The organism is Pseudomonas sp. DWRC2-2 (genome assembly GCF_049897885.1).
In the GTDB taxonomy this organism is placed as follows: Bacteria; Pseudomonadota; Gammaproteobacteria; order Pseudomonadales; family Pseudomonadaceae; genus Aquipseudomonas; species Aquipseudomonas azotoformans_A.
The window spans coordinates 266,273-286,155 of record NZ_JAFCXD010000006.1 but is presented as its reverse complement, the minus strand read 5'-3'; the positions used below and the strand labels follow the sequence as shown (position 1 = coordinate 286,155).

Genomic DNA, 19,883 nt, shown 5'->3' with positions numbered 1-19,883 from the left:
TCGATCACCGAGAACAACAAAAACAATGAATAGCCTGAATTCCAACGATTCCAACGGCCAGTTGGCGCAAGGCTTCAAGCCGCGTCATGTGACCATGCTTTCCATTGCGGGCATTATCGGGGCGGGGTTGTTTGTCGGTTCCGGGCATGCGATTGCGGCGGCGGGGCCGGCGGTGCTGCTGGCTTATCTGTTCTCCGGCACGCTGGTGGTGCTAGTGATGCGCATGCTCGGGGAGATGGCGGTGGCCAACCCCGATACCGGATCTTTTTCGACCTACGCCGACCAGGCCATTGGCCGCTGGGCCGGGTTTACCATCGGTTGGTTGTACTGGTGGTTCTGGGTGCTGGTGATCCCCATCGAGGCCCTGGCCGCCGGGCATATCCTCAACCAATGGTTCCCACAGATCGACGCTTGGCTGTTTGCCTTGTTGTCGATCTTTTTGTTGGTGGTCACCAATCTGTTCAGCGTGTCCAAGTACGGCGAGTTCGAGTTCTGGTTCGCCATGGCCAAGGTCATCGCGATCATCGGTTTTATCGGCCTGGGCTTTGCGGTGCTGATGGGCTGGATTCCCGAGCGCGAGGTCAGTGGGCTGAGCCGGTTGATGGAAGAGCACGGCGGTTTCGCGCCCAACGGGCTGTCGGCGGTGGTGGGGGCCTTTATTACCATCATGTTCAGCTTTATCGGGACTGAGGCGGTCACCATCGCGGCGGCGGAGTCCAGTAACCCCGCGCAGAACATCGCCCGCGCCACACGTTCGGTGATGTGGCGCATCGGGGTTTTCTACCTGTTGTCGATCTTCGTGGTGATTTCCGTGGTGCCGTGGAACGACCCGTTGCTGGCCTCGGTCGGCTCTTATCAGCGCGCCCTGGAACTGATGAACATTCCGCACGCAAAGCTGCTGGTTGATGTTGTGGTGTTGATCGCCGTGGCCAGTTGCATGAATTCCTCCATCTACATTGCCTCGCGCATGCTGTTATCCCTGGGCAAGCGCGGGGATGCTCCCAAGTTGATGAAGAAAACCTCGGCGGCCAGCGTGCCGAGGGCCGCGGTGATTGCCAGCACCATCCTGGGCGCGGGTGTGACCCTGTTCAGTTACTTCGCGCCGGCCGGGTTGTTCCAGTTCCTGCTGGCCAGTTCGGGCGCCATCGCCTTGCTGGTGTACCTGGTGATCGCGGTGTCGCAGTTGCGCATGCGCAAGATCCTGCGACAGCGCAACGTCACGCTCACCTTCCAGATGTGGCTGTTTCCCTGGCTGACCTGGCTGGTCATTGCGTTCATCTGTGCTGCATTGACGGTAATGCTGGTCACGCCGGAACACCGTTTTGAGGTGTCATCCACCATCGGCCTGGCCCTGATGATTTCCCTGGTCGGCTTGCTCACCGCGCGGCAGCCCGAACGTTCGCAAAAAACCGTGGCCGCAGCCTCACCGCCATGAGTGGCCGCCCCGTAAGCAGCATCGTGTTCCTGCTGCTGGACCAATTCACCCTGATGTCACTGGCCTCAGCGGTCGAGCCCTTGCGCATGGCCAACCAGCTGTCGGGCCAGGAACTCTACAAATGGCACACCGCGAGCCCGGACGGCAACCCCGTGTGGGCCAGTGACGGCGTGCCCATCACGCCGGACGGGTCGATTCTCAGCGTGCCGTCCGCCGATATTGTGATTGTCTGCGGCGGCATCGGCATCCAGGGCACCGTGACCGGCGAGCTGGTCAAGTGGCTGCGCAGCCAGGCGCGTTACGCCAAGCGATTGGGCGGTATCTGTACCGGTAGCTTTGTGTTGGCGCGGGCCGGTTTGCTGGATGGCTATGAATGCAGCGTGCATTGGGAATGGTTGGCGGCCATGCAGGAGGCGTTTCCACGGGTGACGGTCAGTTCCAGCCTGTTTACCCTCGACCGCGATCGCCTGACCAGCTCGGGCGGCACGGCGCCGCTGGACATGATGCTGCACCTGATCGGCCGTGATCACGGGCATGAGCTGTCGGCGGCCATCTCCGACATGTTTGTGTACGAGCGTATCCGCAACGAGCAGGACCATCAGCGCGTGCCCCTCAAGCACATGCTCGGCACCCAGCAGCCCAAGCTGCAGGAAATCGTCGCGTTGATGGAGGCCAACCTGGAGGAACCGATCAACCTGGATGAGCTGGCGGCGTATGTCGCGTTGTCCCGCCGTCAGCTGGAGCGCATGTTCCAGAAATACCTGCACTGTTCGCCGTCGCGCTACTACCTGCGGCTGCGGCTGATCCGGGCACGGCAGTTACTCAAGCAGACGCCCATTTCCATCGTCGAGTTGGCGGTGCTCTGCGGTTTTGTGTCCACGCCGCATTTCTCCAAGTGCTACCGCGAATACTTCGGCGTGCCGCCCAGCGACGAGCGCTCGGTAACCGACAGCGAGCGCTCCATCGTGCTCAAGCCGGTGATGCATGTGTTGCCTACGCCTGCGCCCATGAACGTGTTGGAGCAGGCGCGGGGCGAGGCAACGTTTGCCAGCGTGAAAAACCTGAAGTCCTGACCTCAGCGCATGTGCAGGATAATCGGGCTGCTGCTCGCCGGGTCAGTGTGCCCGCGCAACTTGCCCACTGCTTTGGCATCCACCGCACCGCCATTGTTGCCCCAGGTGCCGCGCACGTAGCTGAGTACCTCGGCGATTTGCGCGTCGGACAATTGCTCACGAAACGCTGGCATGCGGTAGGCATCCGGCACGCCAGCCGCGACCACGCGTTGCGAGCCGTTGAGGGTGATGTTGATCGCCGAGGCGCTTTCCTTCGCCAGTGCCGACGTGGCGCCGGCCAGGGGCGGCATCCACTCGGGCTGGCCCTTGCCGTCGAGACCATGGCAAGAGGCGCAGCGGGTAGCATAGGTGTGGGCGCCGGGGGCGTCTTGAACCGCCGCCACCGCCTGATACTGCCAGGGTGCGCCGTCGCGCTGCGGGTCGCCGGGCAATGACTTGAGATAGCGAGCGATGGCCGCCAGGTCGTCGTCCTGCATGAACTGCGTGGAGTTGTTGAAGGCCTCGGTCATCGAACCGTAGACCACCGCATGGGCGTTGCGCCCGGTCTTGAGGAACTGCACGATCTGCGGCTCGGTCCAGCGGCCCAAGCCGGTGTTGGGATCCTGGCGCAGGCTCGGCGCATACCAGCCGTCGAGCAGGGCGCCGGCGAGGAACGGCGCGCCGGATTCATCCAGGGCTTTTTCATTGAAGGCCAGGCCACGCGGCGTGTGGCAACTGCCGCAGTGGCCGGGGCCTTGGACGATATAAGCGCCACGGTTCCACAGCGCGTCCTGGTTGGGCTTGGCCGCGTAAGTCGCAGTGGGCGCGAACACGCCGTTCCACAGGGCGATGGGCCAGCGCATATTCAGCGGCCAGGGAATATCACTGGGGATATTCGGTTGGTTGGCCGGTTGTATGCCCTGCATGAAAAACGCGTACAGCGCTTTGATGTCGTCATCGCTGAGTTTCACGTAGGACGGGTAGGGCATGGCCGGGTACAACCGACGACCGCCCGGCGCTACGCCATGGCGCACTGCGCGGTCGAAATCGGCCAGGCTGTAAGTGCCGATGCCGGTCTGCTTGTCCGGTGTGATGTTGGTGGCGTGGATCGCCCCCAACGGCGTGGCCATCTCCAGGCCACCGGCAAACGGTGCCTTGCCCGCCAGGCTGTGGCAGGCCACGCAATCGCTGAGGCGGGCGACATACTCGCCACGGCTGACCAGGGCGGGATCGAAGGTGGCTTTCGCCTGTTCCTGTTCGAACGGCGTAGCCGGTTCACGGGTGACGTACCAGGCCAGCAGGCCTGCGGCGACCAGGCAGGGCAGCGCCAGCCAGCCTGCGGTTCTTGCGAATCGACGGTTGTTCATGGGCATTTCCTGAAGGTCAGCTGAAAGTGTGTCGGCTCAAAGGCAGGCTGCGCACGCGCTGGCCGGTCAACTGCGCCACCGCGTTGGCCACGGCCGGAGCCACGGCAGGCAACGGCGGCTCGCCGATACCGCCCATTTTTTCGCCACTCTCGACTATCCGCACATGCACCCGTGCCATCTGCGCGGGCGCCAGGATCGGGTACAGGTCGTAGTTGCGGGCCCGTGGCTTGCCGTCCACGTACACCGCTTCTTCCAGCAAGGTCTGGGACAGGCCCAGCGCCACCGCACCGTTGACCTGTGCTTCGACAATCGCCGGGTTGACGATGCTGCCCGGGTCGATGGCTTGCCAGATATCGTGCACCTTGACCTTGCCGTTCTCGATGGACACCTCAGCGATCGCCGCCGTGTGGGAACCGAATGGCGAGGCCATGGCCACGCCGCGAGCGCGTCGAGTGCCGTCCTCGGCGGTGAAGGGGCCGCGCTTCCAGCCACCGGACAGTTCACCCGCCGCTTTCAGCAACGTGGTCAGCCGTGGGTTGTCACGCAGCAGGTGCAGGCGCAGCTCATAGGGATCCTGCCCGCCCTTGTCCGCGAGTTCGTCGAGGAACGACTCGTAGAAAAAGTCGTTGAGCGAATTGCCCACCGAACGCCAGTAACCGAGCATCGGCGCGCCTTTGACGTAGATCTGCGCGATGCGTTTGTTGGGAATCGCGTAGGACTTGCCCGATAACCCTTCAACCGCCGTGGGGTCGATCTTATCGCCCTGTTTGCCGGCGAGGGCTTCGGTCGGGCCTTCGGTTGCACTGACGGCTTCGATGGCGACCGGCAGGCCTTTGTCATCCAGCGCGGCGCGGAACTTGACCACCGCCACGGGACGCAGCACATCGCGCAAGAACTCTTCCTCGCGACTCCAGATCAGCTTCACCGGACGGCCCACTGCCTTGGCCAACGCAATGGCCTGCGGATAAGGGTTGGCCGAGTCATACAGGAAGTGCCGGCCGAAGAAGCCACCGAGCAACGGCGAGTGCAGGTTGATTTGCGCAGGGTCGAGGCCGGTGCGCTTGGCGATATCGGCGCGGAACATGTCCGGCGCCTGGTTGGGCAGCCAGATGTCCAGGCTGCCATCCGGGTTGAAGCGCGCCAGGGCTGACGGCGGCTCCAATTGGCCGTGGTTGAGATATTGGTTGTGATACGTCGCCTCGAGCTGGGTCTTGCCACCTTTCAACGCGGCGGCGACGTCACCTTCGTTCTCGTCGTCACGGGCCGGGCCTTGCTGGGCAGCGAGGAACTCGAAGTGCTTGTCGCTGGAGAAGTCCGCTGGCATGACGCGCAGTGCCGAGTCGGCGGCGGCTTCCTGCCAGTCGACCTGGATCGCTTCTACCGCACGCTTGGCGTGCCACCAACGTTCAGCCACCACCGCCACCGCGCCGGGTAGCACGTGCACCGAATGCACGCCTTTCATGCCTTCGACCTGAGGCTGGTTGCGCAGGGTGCCGACGGTCATGCCCAGGCGTGGCGCGTGCTGGACGGCGGCGTGAAGCATGCCGTCGACTTTCAGGTCGATGCTATAGAGCGCCTTGCCGGTGGATTTGTCGTAGGCGTCCAGGCGCTTGACCGGCTTGCCGATCCAGCGGAACTGGCTCGGGTCGCGCAGGGTGATGCTGGATGGATCGGGCACAGGCATGTCGAGGGCGCTGCTGGCCAGCTCGCCATACCCCAATGAACGACCGGAAGCCGCGTGCACCACGCGACCAGGCTGGGTGGTCAGTTCGCCCACCGGCACGCCCAATTGTTTAGCGCCAGCCTGCAGCAACATCGCGCGGGCCAGGGCGCCGAGGCGACGCATGGTCGGGTAGCTCATGCGCACCGACATACTGCCGCCGGTGATGCGCATACCGTTTTCCATCACCACATAGGCTTCGCCGGGCGGGGCGGCTTCGACGATAAAGGTGGCGGGGTCGGCATCCAGCTCTTCGCCGACGATCTGCGCCATGGCGGTGTGGGTGCCTTGTCCGCCTTCCATGAACGGGCTGAGCAGGCGCACCGTGCCGTCCGGGCGAATCTCCAGGAACGCCGGCACTTGGGTGCCGCGTTCAGCGGTGGTCGCGGCTTGCACCCGGCCCGAGCCCAGGGGCAGGCCAAAACCAATCACCAGCGCGCCCACCGCCGTACTCGCCAGAAAGCGGCGACGCGACAGGTTGACCGGTGCATCAAGCAGTTCGTCGAGAATACTCATCAAGCGCCCTCCTGCTTGGCCAGGGCGTCGACCGCCGCGTGGATGGCGTTATAGGTGCCGCAGCGGCACAGGTTGATCATCGCCGCGTCGATCTGCGCCTTGCTCGGCGCGGGGGTGTGCTTGAGCAGCGCAGTGGCCGCCATCACCTGCCCGGACTGGCAATACCCGCATTGCGCCACCTGATGCTCGACCCAGGTCGCGACCACACGCTTGCCCACTTCATCGGTTTCAATCGCCTCGATGGTGGTGATCTCACGCCCGACCAAGGCGGCCACCGGCGTGACGCAGGAGCGCACCACATTGCCATCCACCAGCACCGAACAGGCGCCGCACTGGGCCAGGCCGCAGCCGTACTTGGTGCCGGTCAGGCCCAGGTCATCGCGGATCACCCACAACAAGGGCGTGTCCGCGTCGGCATCGACCTGATAGGCCTTTTGGTTGATTCGTAATTCCATGGCTCACCTGCTGATCAACGGTAGGTGCGGCCTTTTTAGTGATGAACGCAGTGGCCGCTTATTGTCGAACTCTAGACCAGAGTGCAAGGGCGCAGATACCCGGTGGTCGACAAATCGGAGGATCGGGCAAGGATTCAACAGGATCGGGTGACTGTGTAAGCGAGCGTCGCGCCTTGCAGCCATACAGACGCCGCAGATCAAATGTGGGAGGGGCGGTGCGACGATTCGACTTACCTCCGATTGCGATGTGTCAGCCTATGAATGGATGGATCAATGCACCGCTATCGCAGCGGTAAAGCAAACTACAAATAAGTTGGGGCTGTAAAGGATAGGCTTCAGTTAATTTATAGGGTTACTTGTTGTCATTATGGTCGGTATAACTGAAGAGACGCTATTTTAAAAGTAGGAAATTCCTTTCAGATAATGAGAGGCTGACGACTGGAGCCTACAGTATTGTATGTAAGTCTTTGCTTGAGTTAATTAACTGTTGCAGGTGAGTTTCTGCTTTGTGCTGGATGAGAGGGCTCTAGAGTGAGTGTCTTGAAGTCAGTGGTGGTGTTTTCGATTTTGGGGTTGACAAAATTATTGATTGGGAAATAATTTCTTCGTTTGGTTTTTGAATAAATGGTTCAAACCCTCATGTTTTATCAAAGCAAGGATAAAGGCTATGAGTATTCAAAATTCAGCGGTAATCAGATCAGGTGAAAGGGTTACTCGGAGTGAGATATATAAGGTGTGTGAGGCTGGCTACAATGAGGTGGCTAACGCAATACTTCGACATGCTGCATTCAAGGAGCTTGGAAGGTTCGGAGAGGTTATTTCTGCTCGTCCTTTAACTCATCAAGACATGGCTCTGTTTTTTGGAACGATCTGGGCTTTTTTTAAAGATGTTCCTGCTGGAATCGTTGCGTTGGCTGCACGTGTCACGGATGAATGGATAAGGGAGGATATGTGGAATGGCACCGCTAAAGCAGCGCATATCCTGTACGCCTCTGTCGATGAGTATGGTTTACACCAGCATAGTAAGCATATGCTTCCCACTCATCACCAAATGTTTAAACAACTGACCACTCATTTGGGGCTTTCTGACGCCGAGCTATTTAATTCTCACAACGTACTCCCGGAAGGCACTGCCATGGGGAACAATACCCATCGGATGTACCGTTCTGAGTTTTTGGGTGAGGCATTGGGTTTTCATTTGGCTTCAGAGATGACCTCGTCGAGAGAGTTTCAGTACTTTCTTAAAGGTTTTCAACTATATGCCAGTGAATACGGGTTGGTTGATGAGGATGATCCCGTGTTGGCTTTTTTTGCTATCCATTGTGAAGTTGAGCCCATGCATGTAGCTACCGGGCGGGAGATCATGATTTCGTATTTGGAGAAAAATCCAAGTATTGCACCACAAGCAATGCGCGGTGCGATGGCGTTTATGGATGGTTTTGAGCAGATGTTTGCAGCACTTAATCGCCACCTTGGGGATCCTCGGGTAATTTAGATTCGTGGGGCATTGATATGTATAAAGATTATGAATGTACAATCTGTCACTACGTTTACTCGGAGGCCTCGGGTGAACCTATAGTCGGTATTGAAGCAGGTGTGCCATGGGATGAGCTGGGCGACGAATTTCAGTGCCCGCATTGTCAGGCAAAGAAAAAGATGTTTAGGGAAGTCGTGGATTAGATGCACGATTTTCTGAGTGCAATGGTGTTTTCCACACTGCTTTCAATAAGCTTCGGCCCGGTGGCCTTGATTATTCTGGGGCAATCCATCACCTATGGCTGTCGCAGTGCATTGCCTGGGGCGCTTGGTGCGGCAGTTGCCGACGCAGTGTTTGCAGCTGTCGCTTTTATTGGGCTGAGGTCAATTGAAACCGTTTGGGTTGCACACAATCAGTTATTAACGTGGGCAGCGATTGCCTACCTGCTTTGTCTTGGTGCTATCACCTTCAAGAAAACCACCAGCGCGGTGTCCACGCAGCGAGCGGCGGGGTTTCTCCCGGTTTTTTTATTGACGTTGACCAGTCCACTTACCATCGCGGCGATTTCCTCCTATGCCGTTGCCAGTGGTGCCCAGCTAGATGGAAGCGGGATTTACCTGAATTTGCTGGGGGTACTAGTGGGATCGTTACTAGGGCAAATGCTCTATGTGATGGTGGGGGCGATGATCAACAAGACACTGGCCAAGCGCCTGGACTTTGGCTGGCTTAACCGGGCCAGCGGACTATGTCTGATCGGCTTTGCCGCTTGGCAGATGGTTCGTGTTCTAGTGCTATGACCCTCGCCTACGCAGCCATTTGTAGTGAGCGGGCTTGTCGAATCGTCGCACCGCTCACTACATGGCCGCTCCCATCTGTTTTAGTTGTGTTTCAGGCATTCGATAGAGCGGTCCACCGTGGTCTTGGCGATTTCCAGCAAATGCCACACCGCCAGGATCTTCGCCCGTTCGGGGCTTGCCAATTGCTCACCACAATCGAGTGCGGTGGCCGACGCGCTGTCGAGCAAGCTGGCGGTGTAGAGCAGGGCGTCTTCGAAGCTGAGGTCTTCGTTGACCGAGTGGAAACCTTGGGTGGGCAGGTAATGGTCGATGGCGCGGTTGAAGGCGGCGCGGTCTTTTGCGGGGTCGATGGGTGGATCGGGTAGGACTTTGTTCATTTGTGCAGCTCCTGGATGATCATGGAGTCGGCACGCTTCGCGACTAAACGAAGGGTGGCGGCTGTACGCAGGTTAGTCGACCGGTCAGGAGCATCCGGCGCGCCCGAGGGCGCCCTGCGCACAGCCACCATAAGCTTCATGGGGCCCTACGCTTGCTCGAAATCCGGGCGACTAAACCCGATCACTGAATAGGCAGTGACGGACCGCAGACTAGCCACCGATTCCAGCAGGCACAAGGCGGCAGGGATTGTCTAGGAAACGTCCTGCAATTAAAAGCGATGCGCCTTGCTGGCCCTTTACAAACCATGACAAAACGCCACCCTACGGACTCAAGCCTTACACAATATCGTCGATCAAAATATGCGGCTGCCCGCGACTGCACCGCTCGATCCGCGCCTCGACCTTGTACACCTCGCGCAGCATTGCCTCATTGATCACCTCATGGCTCGGCCCGCTGCCCTTGGCGGTGCCGTCGGCGATCACCAGCACCTGGTCGGCAAAACGCAGCGCCTGGTTCAAGTCGTGCAGGGCGATGAACACAATCACCTCCCGTTTGCGCGCCAGGGCCTGCATGAAGTTCAGCACCTGCACCTGGCGGTGCATGTCGAGGGCGCTGGTGGGTTCGTCCATCAGCAACACTTCGGGTTCGCGCACCAAGGTCTGGGCGATGGACACCAGTTGTTGCTGGCCTCCGCTGAGTTCACCGAGGTTGCGAAAGGACAGCTCGGTGATGCCCAGGGCGGTGAGGATTTCATCGACCAACTTCAGCTCGTCATCATGCACCGTCCAGCCGGGTGCTAGCTGCTTGCGTGCCAGCAAGACGGATTCATACACCGTCAAGCGGGCGCTGGCGTTCAGGCCCTGGGGCATGTAGCTGATGCCTTGGAGGCCTTTTGGCGAGTCCTGCAGGATCACCTGTCCAGGCCCGTCGATCAGCCCGGCCATGCGCTTGAACAAGGTGGACTTGCCGGCCGCATTGGGCCCGACCACCGCCACCACTTGGCCGCCGACAAAACGGGCGGTGGTCACGCCGCGGATGATGCTGCGTTGCCCATAAGTGGCGCCGAGGTCCTGCAACTGAATGCTTACCATGGGGTTTTCTTCCCGCTCAGGATCAGGGAGATAAAAAACGGTACGCCGATCAGTGAGGTGACCACGCCAATCGGGAAAATCGCACCGGGGATCAGGGTTTTGCTGACCACCGAACTGGCCGACAGAATCAACGCGCCGGTGAGCAGCGAGGCGGGCAGGAAGAAGCGTTGGTCTTCGCCAATCAGCATGCGGGCGATGTGCGGACCGACCAAGCCGATAAAGCCGATGGTGCCGACAAACGCCACCGGGAACGAGGCGAGCAGGCTGACCATGATCAGCGTCTGGAAGCGCAGGCTGCGCACGTTGATGCCGAAACTGGCGGCCTTGTCGTCGCCCAGGCGCAGGGCGGTCAGGGCCCAGGCGCGTTTGGCGAAGATCGGCAGGGTGATCAGGATCACCAGGCAGATCACCCCCAGTTTGGGCCAGGTGGCCTTGGTCAGGCTGCCCATGGTCCAGAACACCACGGCTGCCACGGCTTGCTCGGTGGCGAAAAACTGCACCAGCGCCAACAGCGCATTGAAGGTAAAAACCAGGGCAATGCCGAGCAGCACGATGGTTTCGGCGGTGACGCCACGGCGCAGGCTCAGGAAGTGGATCAGCAGTGCGCACAGCATCGCCATGATGAACGCGTTGACCGGCACCATGTACTGCGCCGCCCACGGAAACAGCGCCACGCCGAAGGCCAGTCCCATGGCCGCGCCAAAGCTGGCGGCAGCGGAAAGCCCGAGGGTGAACGGGCTGGCCAACGGGTTGTTGAGGATCGTCTGCATCTGTGCCCCGGCCAGGGATAACGCCGCGCCGACCGCCACCGCCATCAGCGCGACCGGCAGGCGGATATCCCACATCACCACGCGTACCTGGGGCGCTGCGCTGTCTGGCGACATCAGCGCGCCGAGCACTTCACTGAGGCTGTAGCGCGCCGGGCCGAGGGCCAGATCCAGCAACACACTGCACAGCAACAGCAGGGTCAGGATGACCAGGATCAGGCGTTTGCGCAGCACCAATTGACGGTAGGCAGTCATGGCTTGAGGCTCACGAAGTAGCCAGACGCGTAGGGCACCGGCAGGAATCGTTCATGCAACTCGCGAAATGCGGCTTCCGGGTCGAGGGCGGCAAACAGCGTCGGATGAAACCATTTGGCCAATTGCTGGATCGCCACGAACTGATACGGGCTGTTGTAGAACTGATGCCAGATTGCGTGGAAGGCCTGGGTCTGCTGGGCCTTGATCCCGGCGTAGGCAGGACGTTGGGTGTACCACGCCAGCTTGTGCCGGGCTTGGGCCATGTCTGCGCCGGGGCCGACGCCGACCCAATGGCCACCCGGCGCGAAAGCTTCCCAGTTGGCGCTGGTGACGACCACCTGGTCCGGGTTGGTCACGATCACTTGCTCGGGATTCAGTTGGCCAAAGGTGCTGGGGATGATGCCTTTGGCGACGTTGTTGCCGCCGGCCATCTCGACAAAGAGTCCGAAGTTTTCATCGCCGAAACTCAGGCAACAATCGTCGGTGTAGCCGCCGATGCGCTCGATGAACACGGCGGGGCGCTTGGGTTGCTGCGCGGCAATCACCTCGGTCACGCGGCGGATCTGCTGGTTGCGGAACGCGATAAACGCCTCGGCCCGGTCTTCCTTGCCGAACAACTGGCCGAACAGGCGCATGGTCGGTTCGGTGTTAGTCATGGGCTGGTTGCGAAAGTCCACGTACACCACCGGAATACCCAGGGCGTCGAGCTTCTCGATGTAGCGCGCGTCCTCGGTGGCGTGTTGCGCCTCGATATTGAGGATGATCACGTCGGGCCGCTGGGAAATCGCTTGTTCGATGTCGAAGGTGCCGTCTTCAAAACCGCCGAAGGTGGGGATGTTGGCGATCTCGGGAAATTTGCGCAGGTAGGCGTTGTAGGTGTCCGGGTCGGACTGGATCAGGTCCTTGCGCCAGCCGACGATGCGCTCGATGGGGTTTTGCGTATCCAGCGCCGCCACCAGGTACAGCTGGCGGCCTTCACCCAGAATCACCCGCTGCACCGGCAGGTTGACCTTGACCTGGCGCCCGAGCAGATCGGTAACGGTGGTAGGCGCCGCCAGCGCAGGCATGCCCAGCAACCCGGTGAACAACAGTGCCGCCAAAACGTGGCCGCATCGAACAATCGAACGCATTATGTGAGCCCTTGCAGGTATCAGAAGTCGACCGTGGCCGACAGGAGGAGGGTGCGTGGCGAACCCTGGGAAAACGCGCCGTAGGAGGCCACGCCGGACCAGTATTCGCGGTCGAACAGGTTCTGCACGGTGGCGCGGAAGGTGGTCGGACGCTCGGCGATGCGCGTGCTGTAGCGCGCGCCGACATCGAAGCGAGTCCAGGCGTCCAGCTGTTGGGTGTTGGCCTGGTTGACGTACTGGCTGGCGGTATAGATCGCGCCGCTGGTCAACGTCAGCCCTTCGACCCACGGGGTGTCCCATTCGGCCCAGAGGTTGGCTTGCACTTCGGGCACGCCAACCGGGGTGTTGCCCTGATTGGCGGCGATGCTGGTTTTGGTGAGCTGTGCATCCAGCAGGGTCACGCCGCCGAGCAGGCGCGTGCCTGGGGCGACTTCGCCAAACAGGCTCAGCTCCAGGCCGCGATTGCGTTGTTCGCCTTGTACCGAGAAGCGCCCCTGGGCCAGTTCGCCGGTGGGTTTCTGGATCTGGAACAGCGCCAGCGTCGACATGAAGGTGCCGTAATCGAGCTTCACCCCGACTTCATGCTGCCTGGAAACATAGGGCGCAAAGATCTCCCCGGCGTTGGCCGCATTGGACGGCGCCACGTCGCCTTTGCTCAGGCCTTCGAGGTAGTTGTAATAAAACGACACATGCTCCCAGGGCTTGACCACCGCGCCGAACAGCGGCGTGGTCTTGCTCGCGTCGTAGGCCGTGGTCACCGCGCCAGCGGCGTTGTAGTTATGGGACTGGATGTTCTGTTTGCGCAAGCCTACGGTGACCTGCACGCGTTGGTCGAGTATCGACAAGGTGTCGGCAATGGCCACGCCGGATAACTCGGTGGCGGAGACTTTCGGCGCGTCCGGCTTGGCGATGGAGGGTTTGGGGCGCTCGACCGGGTGGTAGATATTCGATAGCACCGGCGCGCCGGAGATAATCCCCCGCGACAGCTCATCGCGATAGCGGGTGACTTGCAGGGTACTGCTGTGGTTGATCGGCCCCGTGTCGAAGCGCAGGCGCGCACCGGCATCCACCGTGTAGCGCTGCACTTCGAAGCGGTAGTAACCGGGGATCGACGAGGTGTCGCCGGCCGTGTTGACAATGCTTGGGGTCTGGTCGGACAGGCGCGCCACTGCCGATTTGCCGCCACCGGCATGGGCGAACACCGTCAGGTTGTCAGTGAGGTCGTACTCGCCGCTGAGCAGGGCGGATTTGTCCCGGGTGCGCGACCAGCCCCAGTCCTGGCTGACGTTGGTACGGCCATTGGCGGCGTCGGGAATCTTTACGCCGGAGGCGATCAGGAAGGGGCGGGAGGCGGCGTCGAAGGTTTCTTCCTGGGAAATCAGATCCAGGCTGGTCCGCAGGTGCTCGCCTTGATAATCCAGGGACAGCGCACCGATGCCGACTTCACGGGATTGCTTGTCGATCACCGTGTCGCCTTGTTGCACGCCGCCGTTGAGCCGCATACCGAAGCTGCGTTCTTCGCCAAAACGCCGGCTGATATCGATCCGGTTACCGACGTGGGCATCCTGGGCATAGCTGGCGGTGTAGCGGGTCAGGTCTTCCTCCAGCGAGCGCTTGGGCACCACGTTGATCACTCCGCCCACCGCGCTGTTGGGCGACATGCCGTAGAGCAGCGCGCCGGGGCCTTTCACCACTTCGATACGTTCGGCGTATTCGGTGAACACCCGGTAGTTGGAGGCCACGCCGTACACGCCGTCGAACGCCAATTCGCCGAGGTTGCCTTCGCCCACCGGAAACCCACGGATGAAAAACGAGTCGACAATGCCGCCGGTCTGCCCGGTGGAGCGCACCGAGTAATCGCGCTCCAGCAGATCGCCCACGGTGGTGGCTTGCTGGTCCTTGATCAACGAGGCGGTGTAGGTGCTGACACTGAACGGTGCGTCCATCACATCCGCATTACCGAGCATGCCGAGTCGCCCACCGACGGCCACCTGGCCGCCTGAATACACCGGTGGCAGGCTGTCGGCGCGTTGCTCGACGCCACTGACCGTGGTGTCCGAGAGGGTGACTTGGCGCTGCACCAGCGTGTAGGTGCCGTCGCTGCGCAGCACCATGTCCAGGCCGCTGCCGGCCAACAGGCGGGTGACGGCTTCCTGGGTTGAGTAAGTACCGGACAGCCCTGGGCTGGTCAGGCCTTCGGTGAGGGCCGGGACAAACGACAAGGCGATGCCCGCGTCCACGGCAAAGCTGGACAGCGTGGCGCCGAGCGGGCCTGGCGCGATCTGGTAGGCACGGACCGCGACCGCATCCAACTGCGCGGCCATGGCGGCGCTGGCCAGGGCCAGGCTGAGCAGCGCGCTGCGAATCACAAGCATCAAAGGGAGCCCTGTGGACGAGAGGAAAAGGGGTGTTCCTGTGTGTGCCAGTCGAGATCGGAAAAAGTATCACCCGAGCGGTGTTTTATTTTTCGCGCCCGCTCAGGCGGGCGACAGGGTGACCCAATAGCCGTTCAAGTGGCCGCTGACGAGCACCGGGTAGGTCTGCACCAGCATGTTCAAGGTGCGCTGGGTATCGCTGATGGGGAAGGCGCCGGAAATGCGCAGGTCGGCAATCGCCGGGTCATAGCGCACGAAGCCTCGGCGATAGCGGGTCAGCTCGGCGACGAAATCCGCCAGGCGCATCTTGTCGGCCATCAGCATGCCTTGGGCCCAGGCGCCGACATTGCGGTCGGTGGGGGTGAGCGAGCCAAAGGTCTGCGCGGAAAAGTCTGTGCGTTGCCCGGCGTTGACCACCAACGGCGCGACCTGGCGATTGTCGGCCAGCATCACTTTGACGGCGCCTTCGAGCACGGCCAGGTGGGTGCGTGCGTTCCATTCGCGCACGGTAAAACGCGTGCCCAGGGCTTGCATGCGGCCCTGGCCGGTACTGACCAGGAACGGGCGGGATGCATCCTGGGCCGTCTGCACCAGGATTTCACCTGCGCGCAGGTGCACGAGGCGTTGCTGGCTGTCGAACAGCACGTCGATGGCGGAATCGGTATTGAGGGTGATGCGCGAGCCGTCGGCCAGGACCCATTCGCGCCGCTCGCCCACACGGGTACGGTAGTCGGCGGTCCACTGTTGGGTCTGCGCCAGTTTCCAACTGCCCCAGCCGACCGGCATCACCGCCAGCAGCAGGGCCAGCTTGCCCAGGGCTGCACGGCGTTCCGGGTGGCTTGGCCGATCCAGTGCCGACATGGCCAGGGCTGGCGGCAGGCCGCCCAACTTGCTTTGCAGCAACTGCGCGCGGGCCCAGGCGCGATCACGCTCGGGGCTGCTGACTTTCCAACGCTCCCATTCGGCGCGTTCGTGGTCGCTGAGGCCGCCCTCGCTCAAGCGCATCAGCCACTCGGCAGCTTCTTCGAGGACTTCGGGGGCTAACGGGGGTTGCTTGCGCAGGCTGAGCACTTATTCCACCAGCATCAGGCACTGCACAAAAGCCTGTTTCATGTAGCGTTTGACGGTGATCAGCGACACGCCCAGTTGCTCGGCGATGTCCTGGTATTTGAGGCCGTTGAGCTGCGACAGCAGGAAGGCACGCTTGACCAGTGGTGGCAGGGCGTCGAGCATTGCGTCGATCTCGTGCAGGGTCTCCAGCACCACGAAATGCGCTTCCGGCGAAGGCACTTCATGGGTCGGCACGCTGGCGAGCGCCTCCAGGTAAGCGCGTTCCAACGCCTTGCGCTGATACCAGTTGACCAGGATGCCCTTGGCCACACAGCTCAGGTACGCCCGCGGCTGGTCGATCACCGTGACCTGGGACGCGAGGATGCGCGTGAAGGTGTCCTGGGCCAGGTCGGCCGCATCCATGGCGTTGCCGAGTTTGCGCTTGAGCGTGGCGTACAGCCAACCGTGATGGCCGCTGTACAGGGCCTCGATCACGCGCAGGTGCTGCTGGTTATCGGCGGTAAGGATTTCGCTCATGGCGCGGATCCGTGCAATTGAGAAGTATTCCCAATGCTAAGGGACAACCCTGCGGTAACGCAACGCGAGAATCGCAACCCAGGCCACCGCGTACGCCAGGCACACGAACAGGTAGGTGTACGCCAGGCCATACACCTGGCTGAGCAACCCGCCGAGGCAGATGCCGGCAATCGAGGCGAACTGCGCGGTGCCTTGGGCGATCCCCAGCACATGGCCCTGACGGGCGCTGTCGGCGGTCTTGGAGATCAGCGCGGTCAGCACCGGCGTGGTCGCGCCCAACAGCACGCCCCAGATGAAGTAGGTGCACACAAACACCACCGGTTCGCGAGTGACCCCGGCCAGGCCGGTGAGGACGATACAGCCGAGCACCACGTAACCGATGCGCCGCAACGTGTCGGCTTGCGTACGGCCCTCGAAATGCCGCGACCAGGCCGTGGCCGACAGGATGAACCCTAGCGCCAGCAAGCCGTAGCACAGGCCGACCACCGCGTTGCTCACGTTGAAGGTGGTGTTCACATACAGCGAGAACGAGGTTTGCGGCAGCATCCGCGCGAGCAGCAGAATGCCCATCACACTCAGCAGCGGTAACAGTGCGGACCCTTGCCACACACCGTTCTTGGCAGCAGGCGCGGTTTTTTTGACCGACGCGACATCCGGCAGGGTCACCGCCGCCACCAGCGTACACACCGCGCAGAGTGCGGCGGCGCTGAGGTTGATCCAGAAGAACGTGGCATGGTCGAGGATCAAGCCGCCCACCACCGCGCCCAGCAATGAGCCGACATTGGTGGAAATCTGCAGTAGCGCAAACAAACGCGCGCGCCGCGAAGGCGCCTCGATGCTCACCCCATACGCCTGCGCCGGGGCGATATACCCGGCGCAGGCACCCTGCAGGAAGCGCAGGACCAGAATCGTCCAAAGGTCGCTGAACAGCGCCAGCCCCAATTGGGTCAGGGTCAGCCCGACCAGCGCACGGATCATCATCCACTTGTGGCCGTAGCGATCGCCGATACGGCCCCAGAACGCACTGGTCAGCAAAATGCCAAGCATCGGCCCCACGTACACCGCGATGCTGGCGAAGCTGAACAACGTGTCGGAATCGGTCAGCTCGCGCAGGTGCAAGGGCCAGAATGGGCCGCTCATTTCCATGGCACCCATCGACACAAGTTGGATCGTGAACAGCAGGTAAATCAGGACACGGGTGGTTGGCATGAATCGGTCTCGGTAAAAAAACGCGCGGGACGCTGATACTTTTTCCCGCGTCGGCTGGCATCAGGAGTAATGCTCATTTCTCACGATGAAAGGACCCTGATGCCATGCCCGTTGCCAGCCGGTTAACCCTCGCCGTCCGTACTGCCATGATGCTCGCCGCCGCCAGCACCAACACCTGGGCTGCCACCCAGGCGTCGACCGACGACAGCGCGCAAAGCCTGACCCTTGACGCGACGAACGTCAACGCCGTTTACCACGGCCCTACCGACTTGCCGGAGGTGCTCGTCGGTGGCCAGGTCGCCCGTGGCGCGCGTTTAGGCATGCTGGGCAACAAGGACGTGATGGACACGCCGTTCAGCGTCACCAGCTACACCGCCAAGACCCTGGCCGACCTGCAAACGGTGACCGTGGCCGATGCCCTGGAACGTGATCCTTCGGTGCGCTCAACCGGCCAGACTGGCGGTATCGTCGACTCCTTTTTCATCCGGGGCTTTGCCATCGGCGAGGGCAACCTGGGCGAGTTGGCCTACGACGGTGTGTACGGCGTGGCGCCCAACTACCGGGCGTTTACCGAGTACGCTGAGCGCGTTGAAGTGCTCAAGGGACCGGGCGCGTTGATGTACGGGATTTCACCGAACAGCGGCGTCGGCGGGGTGATCAACGTCGTGCCCAAACGCCCGCTGGACCAGGATCTGACGCGCTTCACCGGCAGCTACGCTTCGGACACACAAGTGGGCGGTCACCTGGATATCAGCCGGCGTTTCGGTGACGAAAACCAGTTTGGCGTGCGCTTCAACGGCAGCCTGCAGGGCGGCGATACTGCCGTGGACGACCAGAATCGCGACGTCGGCATCGGCGCCATTGCCCTGGATTATCGCGGCGAGCGCCTGCGCCTGAACCTCGACTACATCAGCCAGAAGGAAAGCTGGGAGGGTGCCTCGCGGCCCTTCACCCTTGCGCCAGGAGTGGAAGTGCCGTCCGCACCGAATGGCCGCACCAGCCTGCCGCAGAAATGGGGCTGGTCCGACACCAAGGAGCAATCGGCCTTGCTCGGCGGCGAATACGACCTCAACGACAACCTGACCGTGTTCGCCCATGCCGGTGGCGGCAAGTCGGATGTGAAGCGCATGTCTGATCAGGTGCCGCGCATCCTCAACGAGGCCGGCGATACCAGCAATATTCCGGGGTACTACAAATTCAACGTCGACCGCTCGACCGCTGACGTGGGCTTGCGCGGGCTGTTCGCCACGGGGCCAGTGACCCATACCACCACATTGATGGCGACCCGTTACCAGGATGAACTGTCACGGGGCATCACCAACGGCACGGAGATCCGCTCCAATATCTACCACCCGGTGGACACGCCCAAACAATCAATCAACACGCCGAAGGTGCTGCGCATCTCCGAATCGGAACTGTCCGGCGTGGCGCTGACCGACACCTTGGGGATTCTGGATGACCGTATCCAACTGACGTTGGGCGTGCGCCGCCAGGACATCGAGTCGCGCAACTACAGTGCAAACGGCGTGGTCAGCTCGCGCTACAAAGACAACGCCACCACGCCGTTGGTGGGGGTGGTGGTCAAGCCCTGGGAGGATGTGTCGCTCTACTACAACTATGTCGAAGGCTTGAGCAAAGGTGATATCGCCCCCGGCACCGCGGCGAATGCCGGCGAGACGTTTGCACCCTATGAATCCAAGCAACACGAAGTGGGCGTGAAGTACGAACACGGCACCTTCATGACCACTGTGGCGCTGTTCCAGATTGAAAAGCCCAGCGGCGAATTGGGTGCCAACGGCGTGTATTCAGTGCAGGCCGAACAGCGTAACCGTGGCCTCGAACTGAGCATGTTCGGCGAAGTGGCGCCCGGCACTCGCTTGATGGGCGGCGTGACCTTCCTCGATGGTGAGCTGACCCGGTCCGCGACCGCCGCCAACCGTGGCAACAAACCGGTGGGCGTGCCGGATATCCAGGCCAACCTCTGGGCCGAGTGGGACACGCCGTGGCTGGAAGGCTTCACCCTTACCGGCGGTGCGATCTATACCGACAGCCAGTACATCAACCAGGCCAACACCCAGGAACTCGATTCGTGGACGCGCATCGATGCCGGCGCGCGTTATGCGACCAAGATCGAAGGCCGGCCAACCACCTTCCGCGCGACCGTGCAGAACGTGTTTGACCGTGAGTACTGGTCGGGCGTGGCGTCGTATGGCGCGTTTTCGCCAGGCTATCCGCGCACTTTGCAGCTGTCGGCCACGGTGGACTTCTGACC

17 protein-coding genes are annotated in these 19,883 nt (G+C 61.6%); 6 read left to right on the top strand and 11 right to left on the bottom strand.

Annotated elements, in window-relative coordinates; all coding sequences use genetic code 11:
• Nucleotides 1–25 precede the first annotated feature (25 nt).
• On the top strand, nt 26–1,435 hold the full coding sequence (gene gabP, locus ACP7EW_RS25130; RefSeq protein WP_426220659.1) for a GABA permease: 1,410 nt from the start codon (nt 26–28) through the stop codon (nt 1,433–1,435).
• Nucleotides 1,432–2,508 (top strand): GlxA family transcriptional regulator, encoded by a 1,077-nt coding sequence (locus ACP7EW_RS25125; RefSeq protein WP_426220656.1) that lies wholly within the window; start codon nt 1,432–1,434, stop codon nt 2,506–2,508. The genes gabP and ACP7EW_RS25125 overlap by 4 nt, the downstream gene beginning before the upstream one ends.
• A 2-nt stretch (nt 2,509–2,510) precedes the next feature.
• On the opposite strand, the gene ACP7EW_RS25120 is transcribed toward ACP7EW_RS25125, so the two are convergent.
• The 3 genes from ACP7EW_RS25120 to ACP7EW_RS25110 are packed head-to-tail and all read right to left on the bottom strand — an operon-like array spanning nt 2,511 to nt 6,545.
• Nucleotides 2,511–3,854 (bottom strand): c-type cytochrome, encoded by a 1,344-nt coding sequence (locus ACP7EW_RS25120; RefSeq protein ID WP_426220654.1) that lies wholly within the window; start codon nt 3,852–3,854, stop codon nt 2,511–2,513.
• Nucleotides 3,855–3,870: 16 nt separating this feature from the next.
• The gene (locus ACP7EW_RS25115) at nt 3,871–6,090 is read right to left on the bottom strand and encodes a molybdopterin cofactor-binding domain-containing protein (protein WP_426220652.1); all 2,220 of its coding nucleotides are present in this window, start codon (nt 6,088–6,090) and stop codon (nt 3,871–3,873) included.
• Complete coding sequence (locus ACP7EW_RS25110) at nt 6,090–6,545, bottom strand: (2Fe-2S)-binding protein (RefSeq protein WP_033903091.1); 456 nt, start codon at nt 6,543–6,545, stop codon at nt 6,090–6,092. The genes ACP7EW_RS25115 and ACP7EW_RS25110 overlap by 1 nt, the downstream gene beginning before the upstream one ends.
• A 667-nt stretch (nt 6,546–7,212) precedes the next feature.
• Between ACP7EW_RS25110 and ACP7EW_RS25105 the strand changes: the two genes are divergently transcribed.
• From ACP7EW_RS25105 to ACP7EW_RS25095, 3 genes are read left to right on the top strand one after another with little or no spacing between them, the layout of a single operon-like run.
• Nucleotides 7,213–8,040 carry an iron-containing redox enzyme family protein gene (locus ACP7EW_RS25105; RefSeq protein WP_426220650.1) on the top strand — a complete coding sequence of 276 codons (828 nt, stop codon included), beginning with the start codon at nt 7,213–7,215 and terminating at the stop codon, nt 8,038–8,040.
• A 17-nt stretch (nt 8,041–8,057) separates the two neighbouring features.
• Complete coding sequence (locus tag ACP7EW_RS25100) at nt 8,058–8,225, top strand: rubredoxin (RefSeq protein ID WP_426220648.1); 168 nt, start codon at nt 8,058–8,060, stop codon at nt 8,223–8,225.
• Complete coding sequence (locus tag ACP7EW_RS25095; protein WP_426220646.1) at nt 8,226–8,819, top strand: LysE family translocator; 594 nt, start codon at nt 8,226–8,228, stop codon at nt 8,817–8,819.
• Nucleotides 8,820–8,899: 80 nt separating this feature from the next.
• Here ACP7EW_RS25095 and ACP7EW_RS25090 read toward each other — a convergent pair whose 3' ends face one another.
• The 8 genes from ACP7EW_RS25090 to ACP7EW_RS25055 all read right to left on the bottom strand — a co-directional run bounded on the left by ACP7EW_RS25090 (nt 8,900) and on the right by ACP7EW_RS25055 (nt 17,611).
• Nucleotides 8,900–9,196, bottom strand: a complete 297-nt coding sequence (locus tag ACP7EW_RS25090; RefSeq protein ID WP_016978361.1) for a DUF6124 family protein — start codon at nt 9,194–9,196, stop codon at nt 8,900–8,902.
• Between the two features lie 336 nt (nt 9,197–9,532).
• Nucleotides 9,533–10,288, bottom strand: coding sequence for an ABC transporter ATP-binding protein (locus ACP7EW_RS25085; RefSeq protein WP_426220644.1), 756 nt, complete (start codon nt 10,286–10,288; stop codon nt 9,533–9,535).
• On the bottom strand, nt 10,282–11,310 hold the full coding sequence (locus ACP7EW_RS25080) for a FecCD family ABC transporter permease (protein ID WP_426220642.1): 1,029 nt from the start codon (nt 11,308–11,310) through the stop codon (nt 10,282–10,284). The genes ACP7EW_RS25085 and ACP7EW_RS25080 overlap by 7 nt, the downstream gene beginning before the upstream one ends.
• Nucleotides 11,307–12,440, bottom strand: coding sequence for an ABC transporter substrate-binding protein (locus ACP7EW_RS25075; protein WP_426220640.1), 1,134 nt, complete (start codon nt 12,438–12,440; stop codon nt 11,307–11,309). The genes ACP7EW_RS25080 and ACP7EW_RS25075 overlap by 4 nt, the downstream gene beginning before the upstream one ends.
• 20 nt (nt 12,441–12,460) lie before the next feature.
• Nucleotides 12,461–14,815, bottom strand: a complete 2,355-nt coding sequence (locus ACP7EW_RS25070; protein WP_426220638.1) for a TonB-dependent siderophore receptor — start codon at nt 14,813–14,815, stop codon at nt 12,461–12,463.
• A 102-nt stretch (nt 14,816–14,917) separates the two neighbouring features.
• Nucleotides 14,918–15,886 carry a FecR domain-containing protein gene (locus ACP7EW_RS25065; protein WP_177061246.1) on the bottom strand — a complete coding sequence of 323 codons (969 nt, stop codon included), beginning with the start codon at nt 15,884–15,886 and terminating at the stop codon, nt 14,918–14,920.
• Nucleotides 15,887–16,402, bottom strand: a complete 516-nt coding sequence (locus tag ACP7EW_RS25060; protein ID WP_061436200.1) for a sigma-70 family RNA polymerase sigma factor — start codon at nt 16,400–16,402, stop codon at nt 15,887–15,889.
• A gap of 36 nt (nt 16,403–16,438) precedes the next feature.
• A complete protein-coding gene (locus ACP7EW_RS25055) occupies nt 16,439–17,611 on the bottom strand; it encodes an MFS transporter (RefSeq protein ID WP_426220636.1) in 1,173 nt (390 codons plus the stop codon).
• A 104-nt stretch (nt 17,612–17,715) separates the two neighbouring features.
• On the opposite strand from ACP7EW_RS25055, the gene ACP7EW_RS25050 reads away from it, so the two are divergent.
• Nucleotides 17,716–19,881 carry a TonB-dependent receptor gene (locus ACP7EW_RS25050; protein WP_426220634.1) on the top strand — a complete coding sequence of 722 codons (2,166 nt, stop codon included), beginning with the start codon at nt 17,716–17,718 and terminating at the stop codon, nt 19,879–19,881.
• The last annotated feature ends 2 nt before the right edge of the window (nt 19,882–19,883 follow it).

Excerpts from the sequence above, each read along its gene's own strand:
- gabP (WP_426220659.1), top strand. The coding sequence starts at position 26 with ATGAATAGCCTGAATTCCAACGATTCCAACGGCCAGTTGGCGCAAGGC.
- ACP7EW_RS25125 (WP_426220656.1), top strand. The coding sequence starts at position 1,432 with ATGAGTGGCCGCCCCGTAAGCAGCATCGTGTTCCTGCTGCTGGACCAA.
- ACP7EW_RS25120 (WP_426220654.1), bottom strand. The coding sequence starts at position 3,854 with ATGAACAACCGTCGATTCGCAAGAACCGCAGGCTGGCTGGCGCTGCCC.
- ACP7EW_RS25115 (WP_426220652.1), bottom strand. The coding sequence starts at position 6,090 with ATGAGTATTCTCGACGAACTGCTTGATGCACCGGTCAACCTGTCGCGT.
- ACP7EW_RS25110 (WP_033903091.1), bottom strand. The coding sequence starts at position 6,545 with ATGGAATTACGAATCAACCAAAAGGCCTATCAGGTCGATGCCGACGCG.
- ACP7EW_RS25105 (WP_426220650.1), top strand. The coding sequence starts at position 7,213 with ATGAGTATTCAAAATTCAGCGGTAATCAGATCAGGTGAAAGGGTTACT.
- ACP7EW_RS25100 (WP_426220648.1), top strand. The coding sequence starts at position 8,058 with ATGTATAAAGATTATGAATGTACAATCTGTCACTACGTTTACTCGGAG.
- ACP7EW_RS25095 (WP_426220646.1), top strand. The coding sequence starts at position 8,226 with ATGCACGATTTTCTGAGTGCAATGGTGTTTTCCACACTGCTTTCAATA.
- ACP7EW_RS25090 (WP_016978361.1), bottom strand. The coding sequence starts at position 9,196 with ATGAACAAAGTCCTACCCGATCCACCCATCGACCCCGCAAAAGACCGC.
- ACP7EW_RS25085 (WP_426220644.1), bottom strand. The coding sequence starts at position 10,288 with ATGGTAAGCATTCAGTTGCAGGACCTCGGCGCCACTTATGGGCAACGC.
- ACP7EW_RS25080 (WP_426220642.1), bottom strand. The coding sequence starts at position 11,310 with ATGACTGCCTACCGTCAATTGGTGCTGCGCAAACGCCTGATCCTGGTC.
- ACP7EW_RS25075 (WP_426220640.1), bottom strand. The coding sequence starts at position 12,440 with ATGCGTTCGATTGTTCGATGCGGCCACGTTTTGGCGGCACTGTTGTTC.
- ACP7EW_RS25070 (WP_426220638.1), bottom strand. The coding sequence starts at position 14,815 with ATGCTTGTGATTCGCAGCGCGCTGCTCAGCCTGGCCCTGGCCAGCGCC.
- ACP7EW_RS25060 (WP_061436200.1), bottom strand. The coding sequence starts at position 16,402 with ATGAGCGAAATCCTTACCGCCGATAACCAGCAGCACCTGCGCGTGATC.
- ACP7EW_RS25055 (WP_426220636.1), bottom strand. The coding sequence starts at position 17,611 with ATGCCAACCACCCGTGTCCTGATTTACCTGCTGTTCACGATCCAACTT.
- ACP7EW_RS25050 (WP_426220634.1), top strand. The coding sequence starts at position 17,716 with ATGCCCGTTGCCAGCCGGTTAACCCTCGCCGTCCGTACTGCCATGATG.